Here is a 17,051-nt window from a genome sequence, read left to right as displayed (position 1 = left end):
CAGAACGAAAATTATTAATCAATCTTGTACTGTCCGGCAATCTCAGATCTGAACCAGGAACATTAATTTTGCCCGTTCCTTTTAAATTTTTGAAATAGATAAATATTCCAAAGAATCATTTCATACCCATAAACCGTATCTTCTACGGGAATAGTAAGCATTCTTATCCCCATAAAATCATCAGGATTGTAATTCACTATTGGTGATGGCAAACCCGTCCCTGTAAGTATGCCATTAACAACCAGGAATCCGAGCATCAGCAAAAGGTAGATCAGTGATGCTTTTCCTATCCATCTTGCTTTGAAAATGAAATAAAGCGTAAACATAGTTGCCGCTGTTGATAAAAAAGTGACAAGCGTGTATATTTTATCATAAAAACAAACAGCAATTATCACGGCACTAATGATTGAAATAATAACGAATATTTTTTCAGGTAACAGCTTCCAATCCAGTCTGAAAAATTTGTCCAGACAGAAATAAGTGAAAATACATGAAAACGGAATACAGAAGAAAAAAAGAATTTCTTCAATGGGCAAATTGTAAAGCCTGAATCCCAAAAGATAATCATCATTGAACCACCATACTCCTCTTTTGGTAAACCAGATATCCCAGCAAATAAATACTACAGCCACAATAAATGCTGCCTTAAAAAAAGCGGCAAAATATCTGTTGAATTTAATTTTAGGATGAAAAGAAAATATAAAACAGATGATTACAGTGAAGAAATTAATCAAAAGATAGGTGTAATGCATCATTGTTAGGCTTTATGCTTGTTAAAATACATTTTAAAATATTTCACAGGCACCCATAAAAACCCAAAACACTCTCCTTTTTCTTTTCCTGTATGTTTATGATGCTGTTTATGAGCACGTCTTATCGCCAGTAAATAAGGATTTTGGGTATCCCGTAAAAACTTTATCCTCTGATGAATAAAAATATCATGGACAAAAAAATAAGCCATACCATAGATGGCAATTCCTAAAGCAATGTAAAAATAGATGTTATAATCATTGACGGTTCCGTAATACATCAGCGCAATAGTAGGCACAGCAAAAATCAGGAAGAAATAATCATTTTTTTCTACATGCCCTTCATTACTGTGATCGTGATGATCCCTGTGGAGGGCCCATAAAAAGCCGTGCATGATATATTTATGAATCAGCCATGTCATCCCTTCCATGATGAAAAATGTAAGTACTACAATAAGAAAATTCATAATCCTATTTTTTATTAAACATTTCTTCTAAAATTTTGTACCGGTATCCGAAAATATGCTCAATCTTTTTTCTGACAAAAAGAATATGTGCCAATTCTCCCAAAAACCCAAGCGGAAGCTCATAATGTACCGTATCTTTCATCAGCACACCCTGATCGTTAGCAATAAATTCATGGAAATGATTCCAGAGTTTGTAAGGTCCTTTCTTTTGAAAATCTGTAAAACTTTTCTGGAAAGAAACCTGCTTAATTTCTGTTGTCCAGTCCAGCTTGATTCCCAACAAGGGTGAAACATGATAATCGATGATCATTCCTTTATAAATTTCATCATCTTCTGTTTTGGTGAGGACCACAAATTTCATGTCTTTCGGAGTAATCTTCGAAAGATTATTCGCAGAAGAAAAAAACTTCCATGCGGTCTGAATATCGCAATTCAATTGCTGTTCTCTGAAAAGTCTATGTACCATTTTTTTATTTTTTACAGGAATGAAGTTTTATATTGAAGATAGCTGCTCATCATTAACGAAATCTTTTTGCTGTTGGAGATTCTTATCCTTTGATTGATGATGGTATGGGCAGAAGTCCTTTTTATTTTTCTGAAGAGTGAAATATAATACCGGTATGCCAGATATACGCCAAACCGTGAAGAGCTTGGAAGCTTTTTAATACCGAACAATGCTTCTTTGAATTCTTCATCAATATCTTTTTCAATAGCTGCTTTTATTTTGTTATCAAACATGGAAATATCCACATCCGGAAAATAACTTCGCCCTAAAATCTGGTAATCATCCTTCATATCCCTTAAAAAGTTGACTTTTTGAAAAGCAGATCCCAGCTTCATGGCAAATGGCTTTAAGCGTTCAAATTCAGCAGGATTTCCTTCCACAAAAATTTGGAGACACATCAACCCCACCACTTCTGCAGATCCCAGAATATATTCATTATAAAGTTCAGAATTATAATCTATTTTGTGAAGATCCATTTCCATACTTTTTAAAAATCTGGTGATTAAATTCAGGTCAATTTTAAACTGGTGAACCGTGTCCTGAAAAGCCTGTAAAATAGGGTTTAAAGATATTTTGTCTTCCAGCGCCTGAAATGTCTCTTCCCTGAATCTCCTTAGCAATTTATCCTTATCATACCCATGAAAGCTGTCCACAATTTCATCTGCTAGCCGCACATATCCATAAACAGCGTAAATTGGATTTCTGATTTTAGGGGACAAAGCCAGAATCCCTAAAGAGAAGCTGGTACTGTATTGTCTGGTTGTTTCTTTACTTACACGGTACGATAAATCGTCAAATAACTTTTTCATAATTAAGCATTTTTGGTGGCTTCAAAGGCAGCAATTTTTCCGGAAATAATGGATGGAGGAACACCGGGTCCCGGAACCGTAAGCTGTCCTGTATAAAAAAGATTTTTCACTTTTTTATTTCTGAGGGATGGTTTTAGTACAGCGGTCTGTGATAAAGTATTGGCAAGCCCGTAAGCATTTCCTTTATAAGCATTATAATCTTCCTTAAAGTCCTTTATGCAATAGCTTTTTTTGTAATCTATTTTGGATAAAAGGTTGGCAGCACCTGTATGTTTTTCAAGTCTGGCAATCATTTCATGAAAATATTTTTCTCTTTCTGTTTCTGAATCTTCAATTCCGACAGCAACGGGCATAAGAAGGAAGAGATTTTCACAGTTTTCAGGAGCTACTTCCGGATCTGTTTTTGAAGGCGAGCAGGCATAAAACAGCGGTTTTGTGGGCCATTTTTTATCTTCATAGATTTCGGTTGTATGAAGATCCAGATCATTTTCAAAAAACAGGGTGTGATGCTTGAGATTGGCAATTTTTTCTTTAAAGCCCAGATAAAAAATCAGGCAGGAAGGAGCAAAAGTTCGAGTCTGCCAGTAAGATTCTTTATAATTTCTATATTCTTCAGATAACAACTGGGCTTCTGTATGGTGATAATCTGATGAGGCAATAATGGAATCAAATTTGATTTGCTCGCCATTAACAAGTAATGAAGAGGCCATTTTATCTTTCACCGTAATCTTTTCTACACTGGCATTGAAATGAAACTGAACTCCGTATTCTGAAGCAATCGCTGTCATTGCGTCAATTATTTTTGAGAAACCTCCCATTGGATACCAGGTTCCCAATTTGTAACCTCCATAATTCATCAGGCTGTATAATGCAGGAATATCTTTGGGTGCCGCACCTAAAAAAATTACCGGAAACTCCATTAGCGTAATGAGTTCAGGATGCTTAAAATATTTCCTGACAAATTTCTGGAAATTGGTAAGAAGATCCAGCTGTAAAGCACTTCTGGCAATTTTAGGGGAAACAAATTCCAACCATGAATGACAGGGTTTGGTGACAAAATCTTTCATTCCCACTTCATATTTATACTGTGCATCTGCCATGAACTCGTCCAGCTTTTTTCCCGCTCCAGGTTCTTTTTTTTCAAACAGACTTTTTAATTCATCATAATGATGGGGTATTTTCATTTTATCTTGTGAAAAAACCATTTCAAATTGCGGATCAAGGGAAACCAATTCATAGAAATCTGAAGATTTTTTACCAAAATCCTCAAAAAATGCTTCTATAATGTCAGGCATCCAATACCAACTTGGACCCATATCAAAGGTATAGCCGTTTTGTGTTCTGAAATTTCTAGCCCTTCCTCCTGCTGTGCTGTTTTTTTCAAAAACATGAACTTCATGCCCGTCTTTTGAAGCATAAGCTGCTGCAGAAAGCCCTGAAAAACCCGATCCTATAACCGCAATTTTTTTTCGCATAATTAATTTCTCTGAAATGAATATTCGTCATTGACGGTTTTTATCAAATCCTTACTGTCTATATTGCGACAGAAAATCGGATAATGAAAACGGTCCAGTTTATTAAGAATCCGGATAAGTTCCATCTTATCTTTATGGGTAAGATCTCCTGCTACAATATCTGTTGCATTTCTGATTTTATTCATTTGCTGCTCAAGGGCTTCCAGGCCTTTTGAAGTGATGCTGATCATTTTATTGCGTTTATCAACATCAGACTCAGTCTGCTCAATCCATCCCTGCTTCAGTAATCTTGCTATAATAAGCATCCCGACAGGTTTATCCTGAATGTTCTTTTTTATAAGCTCAATTTTTGTCATTTGCACCAAAAGCTTTTAGGTTAATCAGATAAATAAAATCTTCCTGCGTAGCAAAATGAGATTCTGAAATAGCAGATTTGGAATAAGTTTTAGCATATCTGTTAAGGTGTACCAATAATGTACTTATAGCACTTTCTGCCGTTCTTCCATTTTCTTTGCCTTCCCAATAAGGCTCATCAATCTGTTCTGTTTGTTTAGGAATATTCTTAGCACAAACCCAAGCTTTAAAACCTTCAATGTCTGATGTATAAGATTTTGATTGGTTTTCTGACTCAAATTCTTCAAGCAAATTGATGACATCTTTTATAATTGAATAATGCATTTTCTCATAATTAATACACAAATATACTAATTAAATAAAATAAAGAATATAAATAAACTTTATTTTTAACTGGATATTATTATTTTTTATTGTTGAAAAAAAATATAAAAGATCAAGACTTACGGTTCAAAACTGTCCCACCCTGCAGTAACAAGGCCTTTACAATGAGTCTACACAACAGTCGCAACATCATCATAAGTGGAAGGTTTGTTAAAGTCTGAAACAGGATTTATGATGTAAAATAAGTGTAATATTAACTCCATGGTTTTCTTGGAATGAGCAAGTATGCAAATGGAAAATATCCTTTCCATCACAAAAAACTCCAGAAAGAAAATAATTTATTTTTAACACCGACAGTGCAGGATAATTTTTAATCATAATTATTTTAGATTGCGATAAAGAAAGAGATTCTTACTATTGATGCGCTTTCTTAAATTAATATTTCTCTAACATTATGAAAAAATATGCTTTAATACTTTTCGCATTCATTATATCAATTCCCGCTTCGGCGCAATACAAACCGTGGACTTCCTCAGAACAACCTTTAAAGGAAATTGAGGCACTTAAAAAACAAATGGTAAAGCCAAATTTCAGAAATAAGGATTATCTTATTACAGATTTTGGAGCCATTGGTGATGGAAAAACAAAAAATACGGAAGCATTCAGAAAAGCCATTGAAAAGTGTAATGCAGAAGGCGGCGGAAGAGTTGTCGTTCCAAACGGAATATTTTTAACCGGTGCTATTTATTTAAAAAGCAATGTTAATCTTCACTTGAGCGACGGATCTACAATTTTATTCAGCCAGGACAGCAACGACTACCCTATTGTTTTCACAAGATGGGAAGGGATGGAATGCATGAATTATTCATCATTAATTTATGCTTATGAAGAAGAAAACATCGCTGTAACCGGAAAAGGAACACTAGATGGAAATTCTGATAACGACCATTGGTGGTTTTGGTGCGGTGCAACAAAATATGGATATAACGAATCCCGTCCCGGAAGACAAAACCCTGCCCGAGCAAAACTTCACGAATATATGGCGCAAAGACAACCTGCCAGAGAAAGGATTTTTGGAGACGGATATTATTTAAGACCGAATTTCGTTCAGCCTTATAAAAGTAAGAATTTCTACATGGCAGATGTTTTGGTTAAAAATTCTCCCATGTGGAATTTGAATCCTGTGCTGTGTGAAAATGTTTTGATTGAAAGAGTAAAAGTAATCAGTCACGGTCCTAATAATGATGGTTTCGATCCTGAAGCTTGTAAAAATGTATGGATTAAAGATTCATATTTTGATACAGGAGATGACTGTATCGCCATTAAATCCGGAAGAGATGAAGACGGAAGGGATATCGGAAGGCCGGCAGAGAACCACATTATCGAAAACTGTGAAATGACAGACGGACACGGCGGTGTTGTGATCGGAAGCGAAATCGCAGGCGGAGCAAAAAATATTTATGCCATAGGAAATGTGATGGACAGTAAAAACCTTGACAGAGCCTTAAGGATTAAAACAAGCTCAAGCCGCGGCGGAATCATTGAAAATGTATTCTTCTACAACACAAAAGTCGGCGCTTATAAAGAAGCTGCGGTACGCTTCAATATGCATTACGAAAAACCTGGAAATTATATTCCGATCATCAGAAATATCTGGGTAGAAAATCTAACGGTGGAAAAAGGCGGGAAATATGCCGTTCTTTCTGATGCTTACGAAACTTCTCCGGTAACAGATTTCACGATGATTAACACAAAAATGAATGGAGTTGAAATTCCTTATAAAGTAGATTTCTTAAAAAATGTGACATTGAAAAACGTAACCGTAAACGGAAAACCTTTAACTGAACTTAAATAATAAAATGCGAAGAAGAATCATTTTCGCCGGACTGATTGTTTTATCATCCTATTCTTTTTCCCAGTCTAAACATTGGCAGGAAAACGAAAGAGAACTGCATTATAAAGAAGACAAAGGCGATTTTTTATTGGTTAATGGAAAATATAGATTCAACCGTGCTTTGTATGGAGACAATCGTGCTTCGCGGGTAGAAGCCGGAGATTTACCGGAATTTGCGTTATACCTTCCTGGAATGGGAGGAAATCTTCAGTTCGTTATTCAGAAAGGAAATTCAATTAAAAAATTAATTCAAGCCGATAAAATTGAGACCCGTTATCGTCCCGGATCGATGCTTTATACCATTAAAGATCCGATTCTTGGAAATGGGAGCTTAAAATTAACCGTTTTAGCTCAATCAAAAGAAGAAGGTTTGGTTTTAAAAATGGAAATGGAGAATATTGATCCCTCATCAAAAATCTATGCTGTTTATGGCGGTGCAAGCGGAACAACATTCAGCAGAAATGGTGACATCGGCGCAGATCCGGAGTCCGGATTTTATCTGCTTCCTGAATATTGTGAAGGCAATCAGTTTCAAATCAATAAAAACCAGTTTGAGCTTACTTATTTAAACAAAAAAAAAGAAAATCAGCTTATCAACGGAAGTTTTTCAAATGCTAATTCATTACAATTGACAGATGCGAAAACGTTGGAAAAACTATCTGATTTTACTCAAAATAAAGCAGAGCAATCTCCAATAATTTACGCAACTTATTCTGCACAGAAAAATCCTGTTTACATTCAAATTAAAAAAGGAAAATCAGATAAAAATTTTTCAGACGAGCAACTTGCAACAATTTTTAAAGAAGCCGAGCAATCCCGATTAAATTTAATCAATAGAATTCAGCTAAAAACTCCCGATGCAGATTTAAATAATTTCGGAGCAACATTAGCGGTTGCCGCAGACGGAATCTGGGAAAGCCCAACCTTCATGCACGGCGCTGTTGCCTGGAGGATGAGATTAAATGCGTGGCGGGGAGCTTATGCAGCCGATGTTCTCAGTTGGCACGACCGCGCAAAAGAACATTTTGAAAGCTATTCCAATTCTCAGGTTTTGAAGCCGGATTCTGCGCCTGTTGAAATGGATACGCTGTTGCATTTGGCAAGACACAAAGAAAAAATGGGAACTTCGGTGTTTTCCAGCGGATATATTTCAAGAAATCCGAATGATAATTCAAAACCGCATCATTATGATATGAATCTGGTATTTTTTGACCAGATGTTTTCGCATTTCAATTACACCGGAGATAAAGAATTTCTGAAGAAAATGTGGCCAACAATGGTTCGTCACATGGACTGGGAAAAACGAAACTTCAAACGGGGTGACCTTTATGATGCGTATGCAGCAATTTGGGCAAGTGATGCGCTTCAATATTCAGGTGGAAAAGTGACACATACTTCCGCCTATAATTACAGAGCCAACCGTGAAATGGCGAAACTGGCAAAAATTATTGGCGAAGATTCTACTCCTTACGAAAAAGAAGCTGAATCTATTTTAAAAGCCATGAAAAACCAGCTTTGGATTAAAAAAAACGGTTATTTTGCTGAATTTAAAGATGCTTTGGGCAATCAAATTCTTCATGACAAGCCTGGAATCTGGTCAATTTATCATGTTTCGGACGCTTATATTTTGAATGAATTTGAAGATTATCAAAACACACAATATATTAATAATTACATCCCGAAGATTCCGGTAACGGTAAAGGGAGAAGCTGATAAAAACTATTATACACTTTCGACAACAAACTGGCAGCCTTACGATTGGTCGCTCAACAATGTTGCTTTAGCAGAAAACTTACAGACGGCTTTAGCCTATTGGCAATCAGGGAGAAACGAAGATGCCTTCAGACTTTGGAAAGGGAACCTTGCAGAAAGTATGTATTACGGAATCAGTCCGGGAAATTTCGAACAGTTATCACATTATGATGCTTTTCGTGGCGAATTGTACAGAGATTTTGCCGATCCAATTGGAGTTGCTGCAAGAACTCTGACAGAAGGACTTTTCGGTGTTTATCCAAAATTATTAGAAAATAAAGTTAATATAAAACCAGGGTTTCCTAAAGATTGGAATTTTGCAGAACTTAAACTTCCGGATTGGGAATTTAAATTTAAAAGAAATTCTAAAAAAACAATTTATTGGTTTAGATCAAAATTTACAAATCCTGTTTCACTTGATTTGTTGATTCCGGTAAACCATACTCAGATAAAATCAGTAACGGTAAACGGTAAAAAAGTGAAATGGGCGATTCAGCCTAATTCTATTCTACAGCCTTTTGTAAAACTGGAAACAGAAAAAGGGAAAGAATTTACCATTGAAATCACCTATTCTGGGGAAGAATTAACAACTGAAAAGACAGATTATATAAATTATATTTCTGAAAATCTTCAATTGAATTTAGATCCAAAAAAGAAAATCACTCAAATCTACGATCCACAAGAGTTGATCAAAAATTCCCCTCCTCTGGAGGGGTGGCCGAAGGTCGGGGTGGTTAACAACAAGTTTGAATTATCTAAAGAAGAAAGAAAAGGAACTTTTTTCGTTCAGCTGGAACAAAACGGAACGAAATGGTGGCAACCTGTAAATGTTGATATTCAATATCCTTTACAAATTAAATGGGTGAATAAAAAGTTCCAGATTCAATCAAAATCATTAAATAACATCAATGGAAAATTGAGTATTAATGGTTTTGTTGATACTTTTTCTGTTAAAAAAGATGAAATGAAATTCATTGAGATTCCAACAAGTTCTTTAAGTAAAGGAACCAATTCTATTGAACTTGAATATAATGGAATCAAGCAAAATATAGAAATCACAGACTGGAAAATTGAAACTCAAGGTGAATTTAAACCAATTTCATTAGCCTCAAAATATAATGAAAAAGTCACCCGAATTTTTAATCAAGAATATCTTTCACCCCGACTCAACGTCCCTACTCTACAGCTTCCGTGGCAGGGAATCGGGAACTGGTGTTATCCGTTGATCACGGCTCAGATTGACGACAGCGGATTGATGGCAAATCGTAAAAACGGAAAACTGGAATATTTAGGAATTCCTTTTTTAATTGATAGTACAGATAAAAATATTGTCTTTACGAGCCAATGGGATAATTTTCCGAAATCAGTTGAAATTCCGTTGACAGGAAAAGGAAAAAAAATCTATTTTATGATGGCTGGTTCTACCAATCCAATGCAGTCACAGATTACCAACGGAACGATTACCGTTCAATATGCTGACGGTTCACACACAGATTTGGAATTGAAAAATCCGGTAAACTGGTGGCCTATTGAACAGGATTTGTTGGATGATAATTTTGCTTTTGAAATTCCGGATGATAAAATTCCGTACCGGGTAAAATTGAAGACCGGAGAATTATACAAAGGAGGAAGCTTAGCCCAATATTCAGGCATTAAAGGATTTACAGACCGTGCTGTAGAAGGTGGTGCTGCAACTATTCTTGATTTACCGATTGATCCGAATAAAGAATTAAAATCAGTACAATTAACAGCAGTGAGCAACGATGTCGTAATCGGATTGATGAGTGCCACTGTCCTTAAATAAACATAAAATATCAATAGAGACGGGCTTTAGCCCGTTTATACATAACAAAAATATCAAGGCTTTAGCCGAAACTTATTTCAAGTTCGACAACGCCTGATTCAATAAAATAAATTTAAAAATGAAGAAATTAGTCATATATCTAAGTCTTTTTTGCATTGGATTTTCTTCTCTCAATGCTCAAAAAATTGACCGTAAAAAAGTCGTTCAGCGTCATAATATCGTCAACACAAAAGCTGATACTTTATCTTCTTTAACGGTCGGTAACGGAAAATTTGCATACACCGTTGATATTACCGGAATGCAGTCTTTTCCTGAATATTATAAAAAGGGAGTTTCTCTCGGAACTCAGTCTGAATGGGGTTGGAACAGCTTTCCAAACACTCAGAATTATACATTTGATGAAACGTTAAAAGCTTATGATTTTAATAATGACGGGCGCAAAGCATTGTATAGTGTTCAATTAAAAGAACCGGAGCGAAACAAAGGCGCCGTAGAATATTTCCGCGTGAATCAACACCGTTTGCAGCTGGGAAATATTGGTCTTGAATTGATTAAAAAAGACGGTCAGAAAGCGAAGATTTCAGATTTAACAAACATTAATCAAAAAATTGATCTTTGGACAGGAATTATTACAAGTGAATTTTCTCTGGACGGAACTCCAGTGAAAGTCTGGACTGCTTCTTTTCAAAATTCCGATAAAATTGGAATTAAAATTGAGTCGGATTTAATTTCTCAAAACAGATTGAAAGTTTTTGCACGCTACCCTTCTCCGACAGGACAATTTTTGGACGACGCTGCTTTTTACGGAAATGAAAACGATCATTCAACAAAAATTATTTCATCAAATCAAACTCAGGGAGTGATTGAACACAAGTTGCAAAGTGCTGATTATTATACTCAATTTTATTTCACAGATGGAAAACTACGGGAAGCGGGGAAACATTATTTCGTGTACGAACCTTCTTCTAAAAATAAAACAATAGAATTAAGTGTAGAATTTTCATCTAAGAATCCAAAAAGCAGTAAAACACTATTTGCTGATGCAGAAAAAGAAAGTACTTCAGGATGGGAATCTTTCTGGAAAAGCGGTGCTGCCGTTGATTTTGAAGGAAGTACAGATCCAAGGGCGACTGAACTGGAACGCAGAGTTGTGTTATCAGAATATTTGACAAAAGTTCAATGCGGAGGAAGCAATCCGCCACAGGAAACGGGGTTGACATTCAACAGCTGGTACGGAAAACCGCATACAGAAATGCATTGGTGGCACGGTGTTCATTACGCTTTATGGGGAAGACCTGAAATTTTGGAAAAACAATTGGATTATTATTTCAGATCGTTTGACAAAGCAAAAAAACTAGCCGAAAGACAAGGTTACAAAGGCGTTAGATGGATTAAAATGTCGGATAATGATGGAAATGAAAGTCCGTCTTCTGTTGCTGCATTTTTGATCTGGGAACAGCCGCATCTTATTTATATGACCGAACTTTTGTACCGTGACAAGCAGGATAAGAAAGTTTTGGAAAAATATAAGGACCTGATTTTTGCAACAGCAGATTTTATGGCAGATTTTGCTACTTATGACAAAGAAAAAAACCGTTATAATCTGGGTAAAGGAGTCATTCCCGCACAGGAAGTTTTCCCTGCAAAAGATACTTACAATCCGACTTATGAAGTGGCCTATTGGGATTGGGCACTGAAAACGGCTCAACAATGGAAAGAAAGATTGGGACAACCGAGAGATAAGAAATGGGATGACGTGATTTCAAAATTAGCTCCGCTCCCGGTTCAGGATGGTGTTTATCTGTCTACCGAATCGGCAAAAGACTCTTTTACATTTCCAAAATGGATGACCGATCACCCTGCGGTTCTCGGTGCGTTGGGAATGGTTCCTGAATCTCCGAAACTGGATAAAAAAATTATGAAAAACACGTTGGACATCGTTTGGGAAAGATGGAATTGGGAGCATACCTGGGGTTGGGATTTTCCGATGACAGCGATGAATGCTGCAAGACTTGGACTTCCAAATAAAGCTCTGGATGCGCTTTTTATGAACATTCAGACGAATACGTATCTGAAAAACGGGCATAATTTTCAGGATGGTCGTTTGAGAATTTACCTTCCGGGAAATGGCGGCGTTTTAACAACCGTTGCCATGATGCTCAAAGGTTGGGACAGTTCTAAAGGTGAATTTCCAGGTTTTCCGAAAGACGGTTCTTGGAAAATAAAAGCGGAAGGTTTCAAAAAAATGCCTTAAAAATTTCACATTCATATAGTTGAAGTCTGCTGAAAGGCAGACTTTTTTATGTTCTGATTTTAATTTTTCAAATCAAATAAATAAAGACAGAATAGATAAGTTGAGATTAAACAATTCACCGAAAGTACAGGATAGTCTGCTTATATGTTTATACTAAATTAGCAGTAAATCGAGATAAAATGGACAAGCCAAGACACTTTACACGCAGAGATTTTTTACAGACTTCAGCCCTTGGGATCACAGCTGCGGTTCTGGGATTGTCATTTACAGGTTCATCTTCCGAAAAACCTTATTTCAGCTTAAAACCAATCGGACGGACCTTTTCATTGGAAAATTATTACATCTGGTGTAATTCTCCGATTTGGGGCGAAGATGGTAAGGTTCATCTTTTCTATTCCAGATGGAAAAAAGAAAAAGGAATGGGCGGCTGGCTCAACGGTTCTGAAATATGCCGTGCAGAAGCCGATTCTCCTTATGACGAATTCAAGCATAAACAAGTTATTCTTACTCCCCGAGGTGATGAATTTTGGGATGCCACCACTTGTCATAACCCTTTAATTACCAAAGTAGAAGACGAATATTATCTTTTCTATATGGGCAACCAAAACGGAAAAACAAATACCAAAAGGATAGGGCTTGCCACTTCAAAAAGTCTTGACGGAGATTGGGTAAGGCCTGAGAAACCTCTGCTTCTTCCCGGGGAAAAAGGCTCATGGGACGACCATTGTACTACAAACCCTGCTTTTATAAAAGGAAATGACGGTAAATTCTGGCTTTTTTATAAATCCTGGAACACTGAAGAATATGAAAATCAAAAAGGTCCGGTGAGAGGAAACCGAAAATATGGACTGGCAAAGGCTGATCACCCTGCAGGTCCTTATGAGAAAATAAAGGAAAATCCTGTCATTGATTTTTCATTGCTGCCCGACAATGCCCAGCTGGAAGATGCCTTTATTTGGAAACAAAACGGGAAATTCCATATAGTAGCCCGTGATATGGGATTTTTTAATCATGAATACGGTTTACATCTAACTTCCAAGGACGGCCTTAACTGGTCCCAACCAAAAATCGCTTATCTTAATATGGATACTTATATTAAGGAGCCTGCACCACCTGCTCATTTAAAACGATTCGGGAGATTAGAACGCCCTATGATTTTAATGGATAAAGACGGCAAGACCCCTAAATTTCTATTCGGAGCCACGCAGGGAGGAAAGTTTGAAACGTCTACCTCTTTTGTCTTTGAAATTATAAATATCAACATTTAATTCTCAAATCCATTTGTGTTTTCTTGCTTTACAGGAAATAAACTTCAGATTAGCATAGTCAAACGGCTAGCTCTATATTAAGATATATTGTAAGTTTTTACACCTTTATATACTAAAATTGTATTTTCCCGTTATAATATATACCGGGATAGTCACAATTATAATAAATATGTAAACATTTACAATTATTAAAAGCATGTCAAAAAAGTTATTATAAAATTTTTGTAACTTGCCTTACACCGTTCGTAACTTTTGAATTATTTTTTAAACTGAAATAAATATCTCCTATCTAATATCATGTCAGAAACATTTGAAATAATAATCAATGAGCATTCCCGAGTTCCTAAATACAAACAGATTGTAGATTCTATCCTTAATGGAATTGACAGTGGGGAAATCAAAATTGGGGAAAAGATTCCTTCTATAAACGAACTTAGCGAATCCTGCTTTCTTTCAAGAGATACGGTAGAAAAAGCTTATAAAGAGCTCCGAAAAAGACAAATTATAGAATCTGTGAAGGGAAAAGGTTATTATATCTCCCGTATTAATAAAAATGATGTCATCAATATTTTCTTTCTAATCAATAAGCCGAGCACTTATAAAATGATGATCTATAATTATTTCGTCAATGCAATCGGTACCAAAGGCAATGTTGAGATGTATATTTATCATTGTGACGAAACTCTTTTCATTAATTCCTTAAAAAAGAACCTGGGCGGATTCGATTATTATGTGATCATGCCCCACTTTAGGGATGAACAGTCTAAGCACACCAGTTCCACACAACAGGTGTTGGATATGATTGAACAAATACCGAAAAATAAATTGCTATTGCTGGATAATACCAAGCCTAATATTTCCGGGGAATACGGCTCTATTTTTCAGGATTTCGAACATGATATCTACAACGCATTAAAAGAAGGTTTAGATAAAATAAAGAAATACGAAAAGATAATTTTAGTGTATCCCGATAAATCCATTCACCCCTATCCTTTCCGTATTGTGCGTGGTTTTGAGAAATTTTGTAAGGACTTTAAGCTTGATTATGAAATTCTTGACGAAATTTATCCCGACATGGAATTGCAGGATAAGGATATTTTCATCACCATTCGGGAACGTGATCTGGTGAATTTAGTTAAACAAATCAGGCAGAAAAATCTGAAATTGGGTGAAGACATCGGCATTATTTCCTACAACGAAACTCCGCTTAAAGAATTGCTTGGAATTACCGTAATTACTACAGATTTTAAAGCCATGGGAGAATCCGCAGCCTATATGATTCTAAAAAATAAAAAGGAATCTGTAAATAATGTTTTTAAATTTATTCAGAGGGATTCTTTGTAGATTTTTTTTAAAATCAAAAGCGCAATCGATTGCATTATCAATATATACTTTAAAGTTTACTATTTAACATTGTTTAATTATGATTAAAAAATTAATTTTTGCCACGACTTTTTTAATGGCACTTTCTGTATTCGGACAGAAAAAGAATGATAAAGACGCGGTTTCTGACGCTGCTGAAGAATTAAGATCAGCAATGATAAGCGGTGAAAAATCTGCCTTAGAATCTTTGATTTTACCGGAACTAACGTATGGACATTCAGGAGGTCACATAGACGACGCCACAGAATTTGTCGATAAATTAGTCAGTAAAAAATCAGATTTTGTAACCATTGATATTACCAATCAAACGATCAATATTGTTGACAATACAGCGATTGTTCGCCACCATTTTTATGCAACGACTGCTGATTCTGGAAAAGCTCCGGGTGATGTAACATTGGATGTATTGTTGGTTTGGGCAAAAGTGAAAAACGACTGGAAATTGTTGGCAAGACAGGCTGTAAAATCTGAGAAGAAGAAATAAACTTCTACATTGTAATAAACAAAATTCGCAAGGTTGTCTTTGCGAATTTTTATTTTGCACTGTTTAGTTTTTTAACGCAAAGTTTTATTTAAGATCCTGAATATTTTTAAGTTAGCAAAGAATGGAATCAATAAAATTGATTCTTACGAAGCTAGCTTCATCAGCGACTTTGTCGCATTACTTTGCTTCTTAAAATTATGTGTTCTTAAAACTAATCTTTGCGTTTAAAATATTTTGAAACCAGTAAACAGAATGATCAGTTTTGGCTAAAGCCAATCAGAATTTTTTACAATGAAAAACGGGCTAAAGCCCGTTCCTATTGATAAATTTATTCTATAAAACTTTAAACTTCCATCTTCCATCTTCATATCAAAAATTATTTTACTCTGAAGTTTTGTAAATCCTCCGGTTTTTCACAGCAAACCTGCTCCATTACCTGTCTGAATTGCATTTTTAGCATTTCAATAATATGATCACCGCCTTTATCACCTAAGGCTCCGACTGCATACATAAATGTTCTTCCCATAAAGGTAAATTCGGCGCCGCAGCTCAACGCGCGGGCAACATCCGGACCGGTTCTTACGCCGCTGTCCATCATTATTTTGATCTGGTTTTTATATTTTTCGCTGATGTCTTTTACTACGGCGATAGTAGATTCTCCGGCATCAAGCTGTCTTCCGCCGTGGTTTGAAATAATCATTCCGTCGAACCCTAAACGAACAGCTTCTGCAGCATCTTCATCTGATGCAACGCCTTTAATGATTAATTTCCCTTTCCATTTATCGCGAATTGCTTTTATTCTGTCGGAATTTAATCTCCCCGAAAAAGTAGAATTCATAAACTGTCCCAATTGCTTCACACCCATATTTTTATCCATGTATTTTTCCATGGTCTTAAAACCTGGAACGCCATGTTTCAGTATTTCCAGACACCATTCCGGTTTTGCCAACGCCTGGGAAACGTTTCTGAAATTCAATTGAGGCGGCATTGCCAAACCATTTCTGATTTCCTTTGCTCTGTATCCGAAAGTTGGAACATCAGATAACACGCACAACACGTCATATCCTGAAGTTTCGCAACGGTCGAGAATATCGTCACGCAGCCATTCTTCTCTTGGATGGTACAATTGATACCAGGCTTTTCCTTCCGTTAATTCAGAAATCCGCTCAAGACTGCTTGTCGTAACCGTACTTAAAATGAAAGGAATATTATGTTTGAAAGCTGCTTTTGCTAAAATTTCGGGTGCATTGGGCCACATCAAACCTTGTAAACCAACCGGAGAAATTCCAAAAGGTGCGGAATATTTAACTCCAAACAATTCGGTTTCCATATTGGCTTCCGCATAATTATTATTCAGGTATCGCGGACGAAGCAAAACTTCCCGTAATTCGCTTGTATTCCTGTCCCGGTTGATGTTTTCATTACAACCTCCGTCCAGATATTCAAATGCAAAACGGGGCATTCTTTTTTTCGCTTTTTCAATCAACAATTCAAGCGAAGCATAACGGGTATCAAATGGAAATGACATG

14 protein-coding genes are annotated in these 17,051 nt (G+C 36.1%); 6 read left to right on the top strand and 8 right to left on the bottom strand.

The genetic code is table 11. The annotated features are described in order from the left end of the window. Window positions 1-62: 62 nt before the first annotated feature. From QF044_RS05080 to QF044_RS05050, 7 genes are read right to left on the bottom strand one after another with little or no spacing between them, the layout of a single operon-like run. Window positions 63-755: a lycopene cyclase domain-containing protein gene (locus QF044_RS05080; RefSeq protein WP_307264444.1), complete on the bottom strand. Its 693-nt coding sequence runs from the start codon at window positions 753-755 to the stop codon at window positions 63-65. 2 nt (window positions 756-757) lie between these two features. Then, a complete protein-coding gene (locus tag QF044_RS05075) occupies window positions 758-1,216 on the bottom strand; it encodes a sterol desaturase family protein (RefSeq protein WP_307264441.1) in 459 nt (152 codons plus the stop codon). 4 nt (window positions 1,217-1,220) lie between these two features. After that, window positions 1,221-1,682, bottom strand: coding sequence for an SRPBCC family protein (locus tag QF044_RS05070; protein WP_307264439.1), 462 nt, complete (start codon window positions 1,680-1,682; stop codon window positions 1,221-1,223). 11 nt (window positions 1,683-1,693) lie between these two features. After that, window positions 1,694-2,530 carry a phytoene/squalene synthase family protein gene (locus QF044_RS05065; protein WP_307264436.1) on the bottom strand — a complete coding sequence of 279 codons (837 nt, stop codon included), beginning with the start codon at window positions 2,528-2,530 and terminating at the stop codon, window positions 1,694-1,696. Between the two features lie 2 nt (window positions 2,531-2,532). After that, window positions 2,533-4,005, bottom strand: a complete 1,473-nt coding sequence (locus QF044_RS05060; protein WP_307264433.1) for an NAD(P)/FAD-dependent oxidoreductase — start codon at window positions 4,003-4,005, stop codon at window positions 2,533-2,535. 2 nt (window positions 4,006-4,007) lie between these two features. Continuing rightward, on the bottom strand, window positions 4,008-4,310 hold the full coding sequence (locus QF044_RS05055) for a hypothetical protein (RefSeq protein WP_307264428.1): 303 nt from the start codon (window positions 4,308-4,310) through the stop codon (window positions 4,008-4,010). A 37-nt stretch (window positions 4,311-4,347) separates the two neighbouring features. After that, on the bottom strand, window positions 4,348-4,683 hold the full coding sequence (locus QF044_RS05050; protein ID WP_307264425.1) for a hypothetical protein: 336 nt from the start codon (window positions 4,681-4,683) through the stop codon (window positions 4,348-4,350). A 454-nt stretch (window positions 4,684-5,137) separates the two neighbouring features. On the opposite strand from QF044_RS05050, the gene QF044_RS05045 reads away from it, so the two are divergent. From QF044_RS05045 to QF044_RS05020, 6 genes are all read left to right on the top strand, one after another. Next, window positions 5,138-6,538, top strand: a complete 1,401-nt coding sequence (locus QF044_RS05045) for a glycoside hydrolase family 28 protein (RefSeq protein ID WP_307264423.1) — start codon at window positions 5,138-5,140, stop codon at window positions 6,536-6,538. A 4-nt stretch (window positions 6,539-6,542) separates the two neighbouring features. Further along, window positions 6,543-10,133 (top strand): DUF4450 domain-containing protein, encoded by a 3,591-nt coding sequence (locus QF044_RS05040; protein ID WP_307264420.1) that lies wholly within the window; start codon window positions 6,543-6,545, stop codon window positions 10,131-10,133. Window positions 10,134-10,251: 118 nt separating this feature from the next. After that, on the top strand, window positions 10,252-12,387 hold the full coding sequence (locus tag QF044_RS05035) for a hypothetical protein (RefSeq protein WP_307264417.1): 2,136 nt from the start codon (window positions 10,252-10,254) through the stop codon (window positions 12,385-12,387). A gap of 179 nt (window positions 12,388-12,566) precedes the next feature. Next, window positions 12,567-13,655: a family 43 glycosylhydrolase gene (locus QF044_RS05030; RefSeq protein ID WP_307264415.1), complete on the top strand. Its 1,089-nt coding sequence runs from the start codon at window positions 12,567-12,569 to the stop codon at window positions 13,653-13,655. A 297-nt stretch (window positions 13,656-13,952) separates the two neighbouring features. Further along, entirely contained in the window at window positions 13,953-14,999 is a 1,047-nt protein-coding gene (locus tag QF044_RS05025; protein WP_230038362.1) for a GntR family transcriptional regulator, read from the top strand. A gap of 79 nt (window positions 15,000-15,078) precedes the next feature. Further along, window positions 15,079-15,522, top strand: coding sequence for a nuclear transport factor 2 family protein (locus QF044_RS05020; RefSeq protein WP_307264408.1), 444 nt, complete (start codon window positions 15,079-15,081; stop codon window positions 15,520-15,522). Between the two features lie 376 nt (window positions 15,523-15,898). Here the strand turns inward: QF044_RS05020 and QF044_RS05015 are convergent, their stop codons facing one another. Then, window positions 15,899-17,050, bottom strand: coding sequence for an alpha-hydroxy acid oxidase (locus tag QF044_RS05015; RefSeq protein WP_307264406.1), 1,152 nt, complete (start codon window positions 17,048-17,050; stop codon window positions 15,899-15,901). Window position 17,051 lies beyond the last annotated feature (1 nt).

It is taken from the genome of Chryseobacterium sp. W4I1, from assembly GCF_030816115.1.
Taxonomy (GTDB): Bacteria; Bacteroidota; Bacteroidia; order Flavobacteriales; family Weeksellaceae; genus Chryseobacterium.
This window is presented reverse-complemented; position numbering and strand designations above follow the sequence as displayed.

Bases quoted from the DNA above. Each gene is read 5' to 3' on its own strand.
- QF044_RS05015 (WP_307264406.1), bottom strand. From the start codon at position 17,050: ATGTCATTTCCATTTGATACCCGTTATGCTTCGCTTGAATTGTTGATT.
- QF044_RS05030 (WP_307264415.1), top strand. From the start codon at position 12,567: ATGGACAAGCCAAGACACTTTACACGCAGAGATTTTTTACAGACTTCA.
- QF044_RS05080 (WP_307264444.1), bottom strand. From the start codon at position 755: ATGATGCATTACACCTATCTTTTGATTAATTTCTTCACTGTAATCATC.
- QF044_RS05065 (WP_307264436.1), bottom strand. From the start codon at position 2,530: ATGAAAAAGTTATTTGACGATTTATCGTACCGTGTAAGTAAAGAAACA.
- QF044_RS05060 (WP_307264433.1), bottom strand. From the start codon at position 4,005: ATGCGAAAAAAAATTGCGGTTATAGGATCGGGTTTTTCAGGGCTTTCT.
- QF044_RS05045 (WP_307264423.1), top strand. From the start codon at position 5,138: ATGAAAAAATATGCTTTAATACTTTTCGCATTCATTATATCAATTCCC.
- QF044_RS05055 (WP_307264428.1), bottom strand. From the start codon at position 4,310: ATGCTTATTATAGCAAGATTACTGAAGCAGGGATGGATTGAGCAGACT.
- QF044_RS05020 (WP_307264408.1), top strand. From the start codon at position 15,079: ATGATTAAAAAATTAATTTTTGCCACGACTTTTTTAATGGCACTTTCT.
- QF044_RS05035 (WP_307264417.1), top strand. From the start codon at position 10,252: ATGAAGAAATTAGTCATATATCTAAGTCTTTTTTGCATTGGATTTTCT.
- QF044_RS05050 (WP_307264425.1), bottom strand. From the start codon at position 4,683: ATGCATTATTCAATTATAAAAGATGTCATCAATTTGCTTGAAGAATTT.
- QF044_RS05075 (WP_307264441.1), bottom strand. From the start codon at position 1,216: ATGAATTTTCTTATTGTAGTACTTACATTTTTCATCATGGAAGGGATG.
- QF044_RS05070 (WP_307264439.1), bottom strand. From the start codon at position 1,682: ATGGTACATAGACTTTTCAGAGAACAGCAATTGAATTGCGATATTCAG.
- QF044_RS05040 (WP_307264420.1), top strand. From the start codon at position 6,543: ATGCGAAGAAGAATCATTTTCGCCGGACTGATTGTTTTATCATCCTAT.
- QF044_RS05025 (WP_230038362.1), top strand. From the start codon at position 13,953: ATGTCAGAAACATTTGAAATAATAATCAATGAGCATTCCCGAGTTCCT.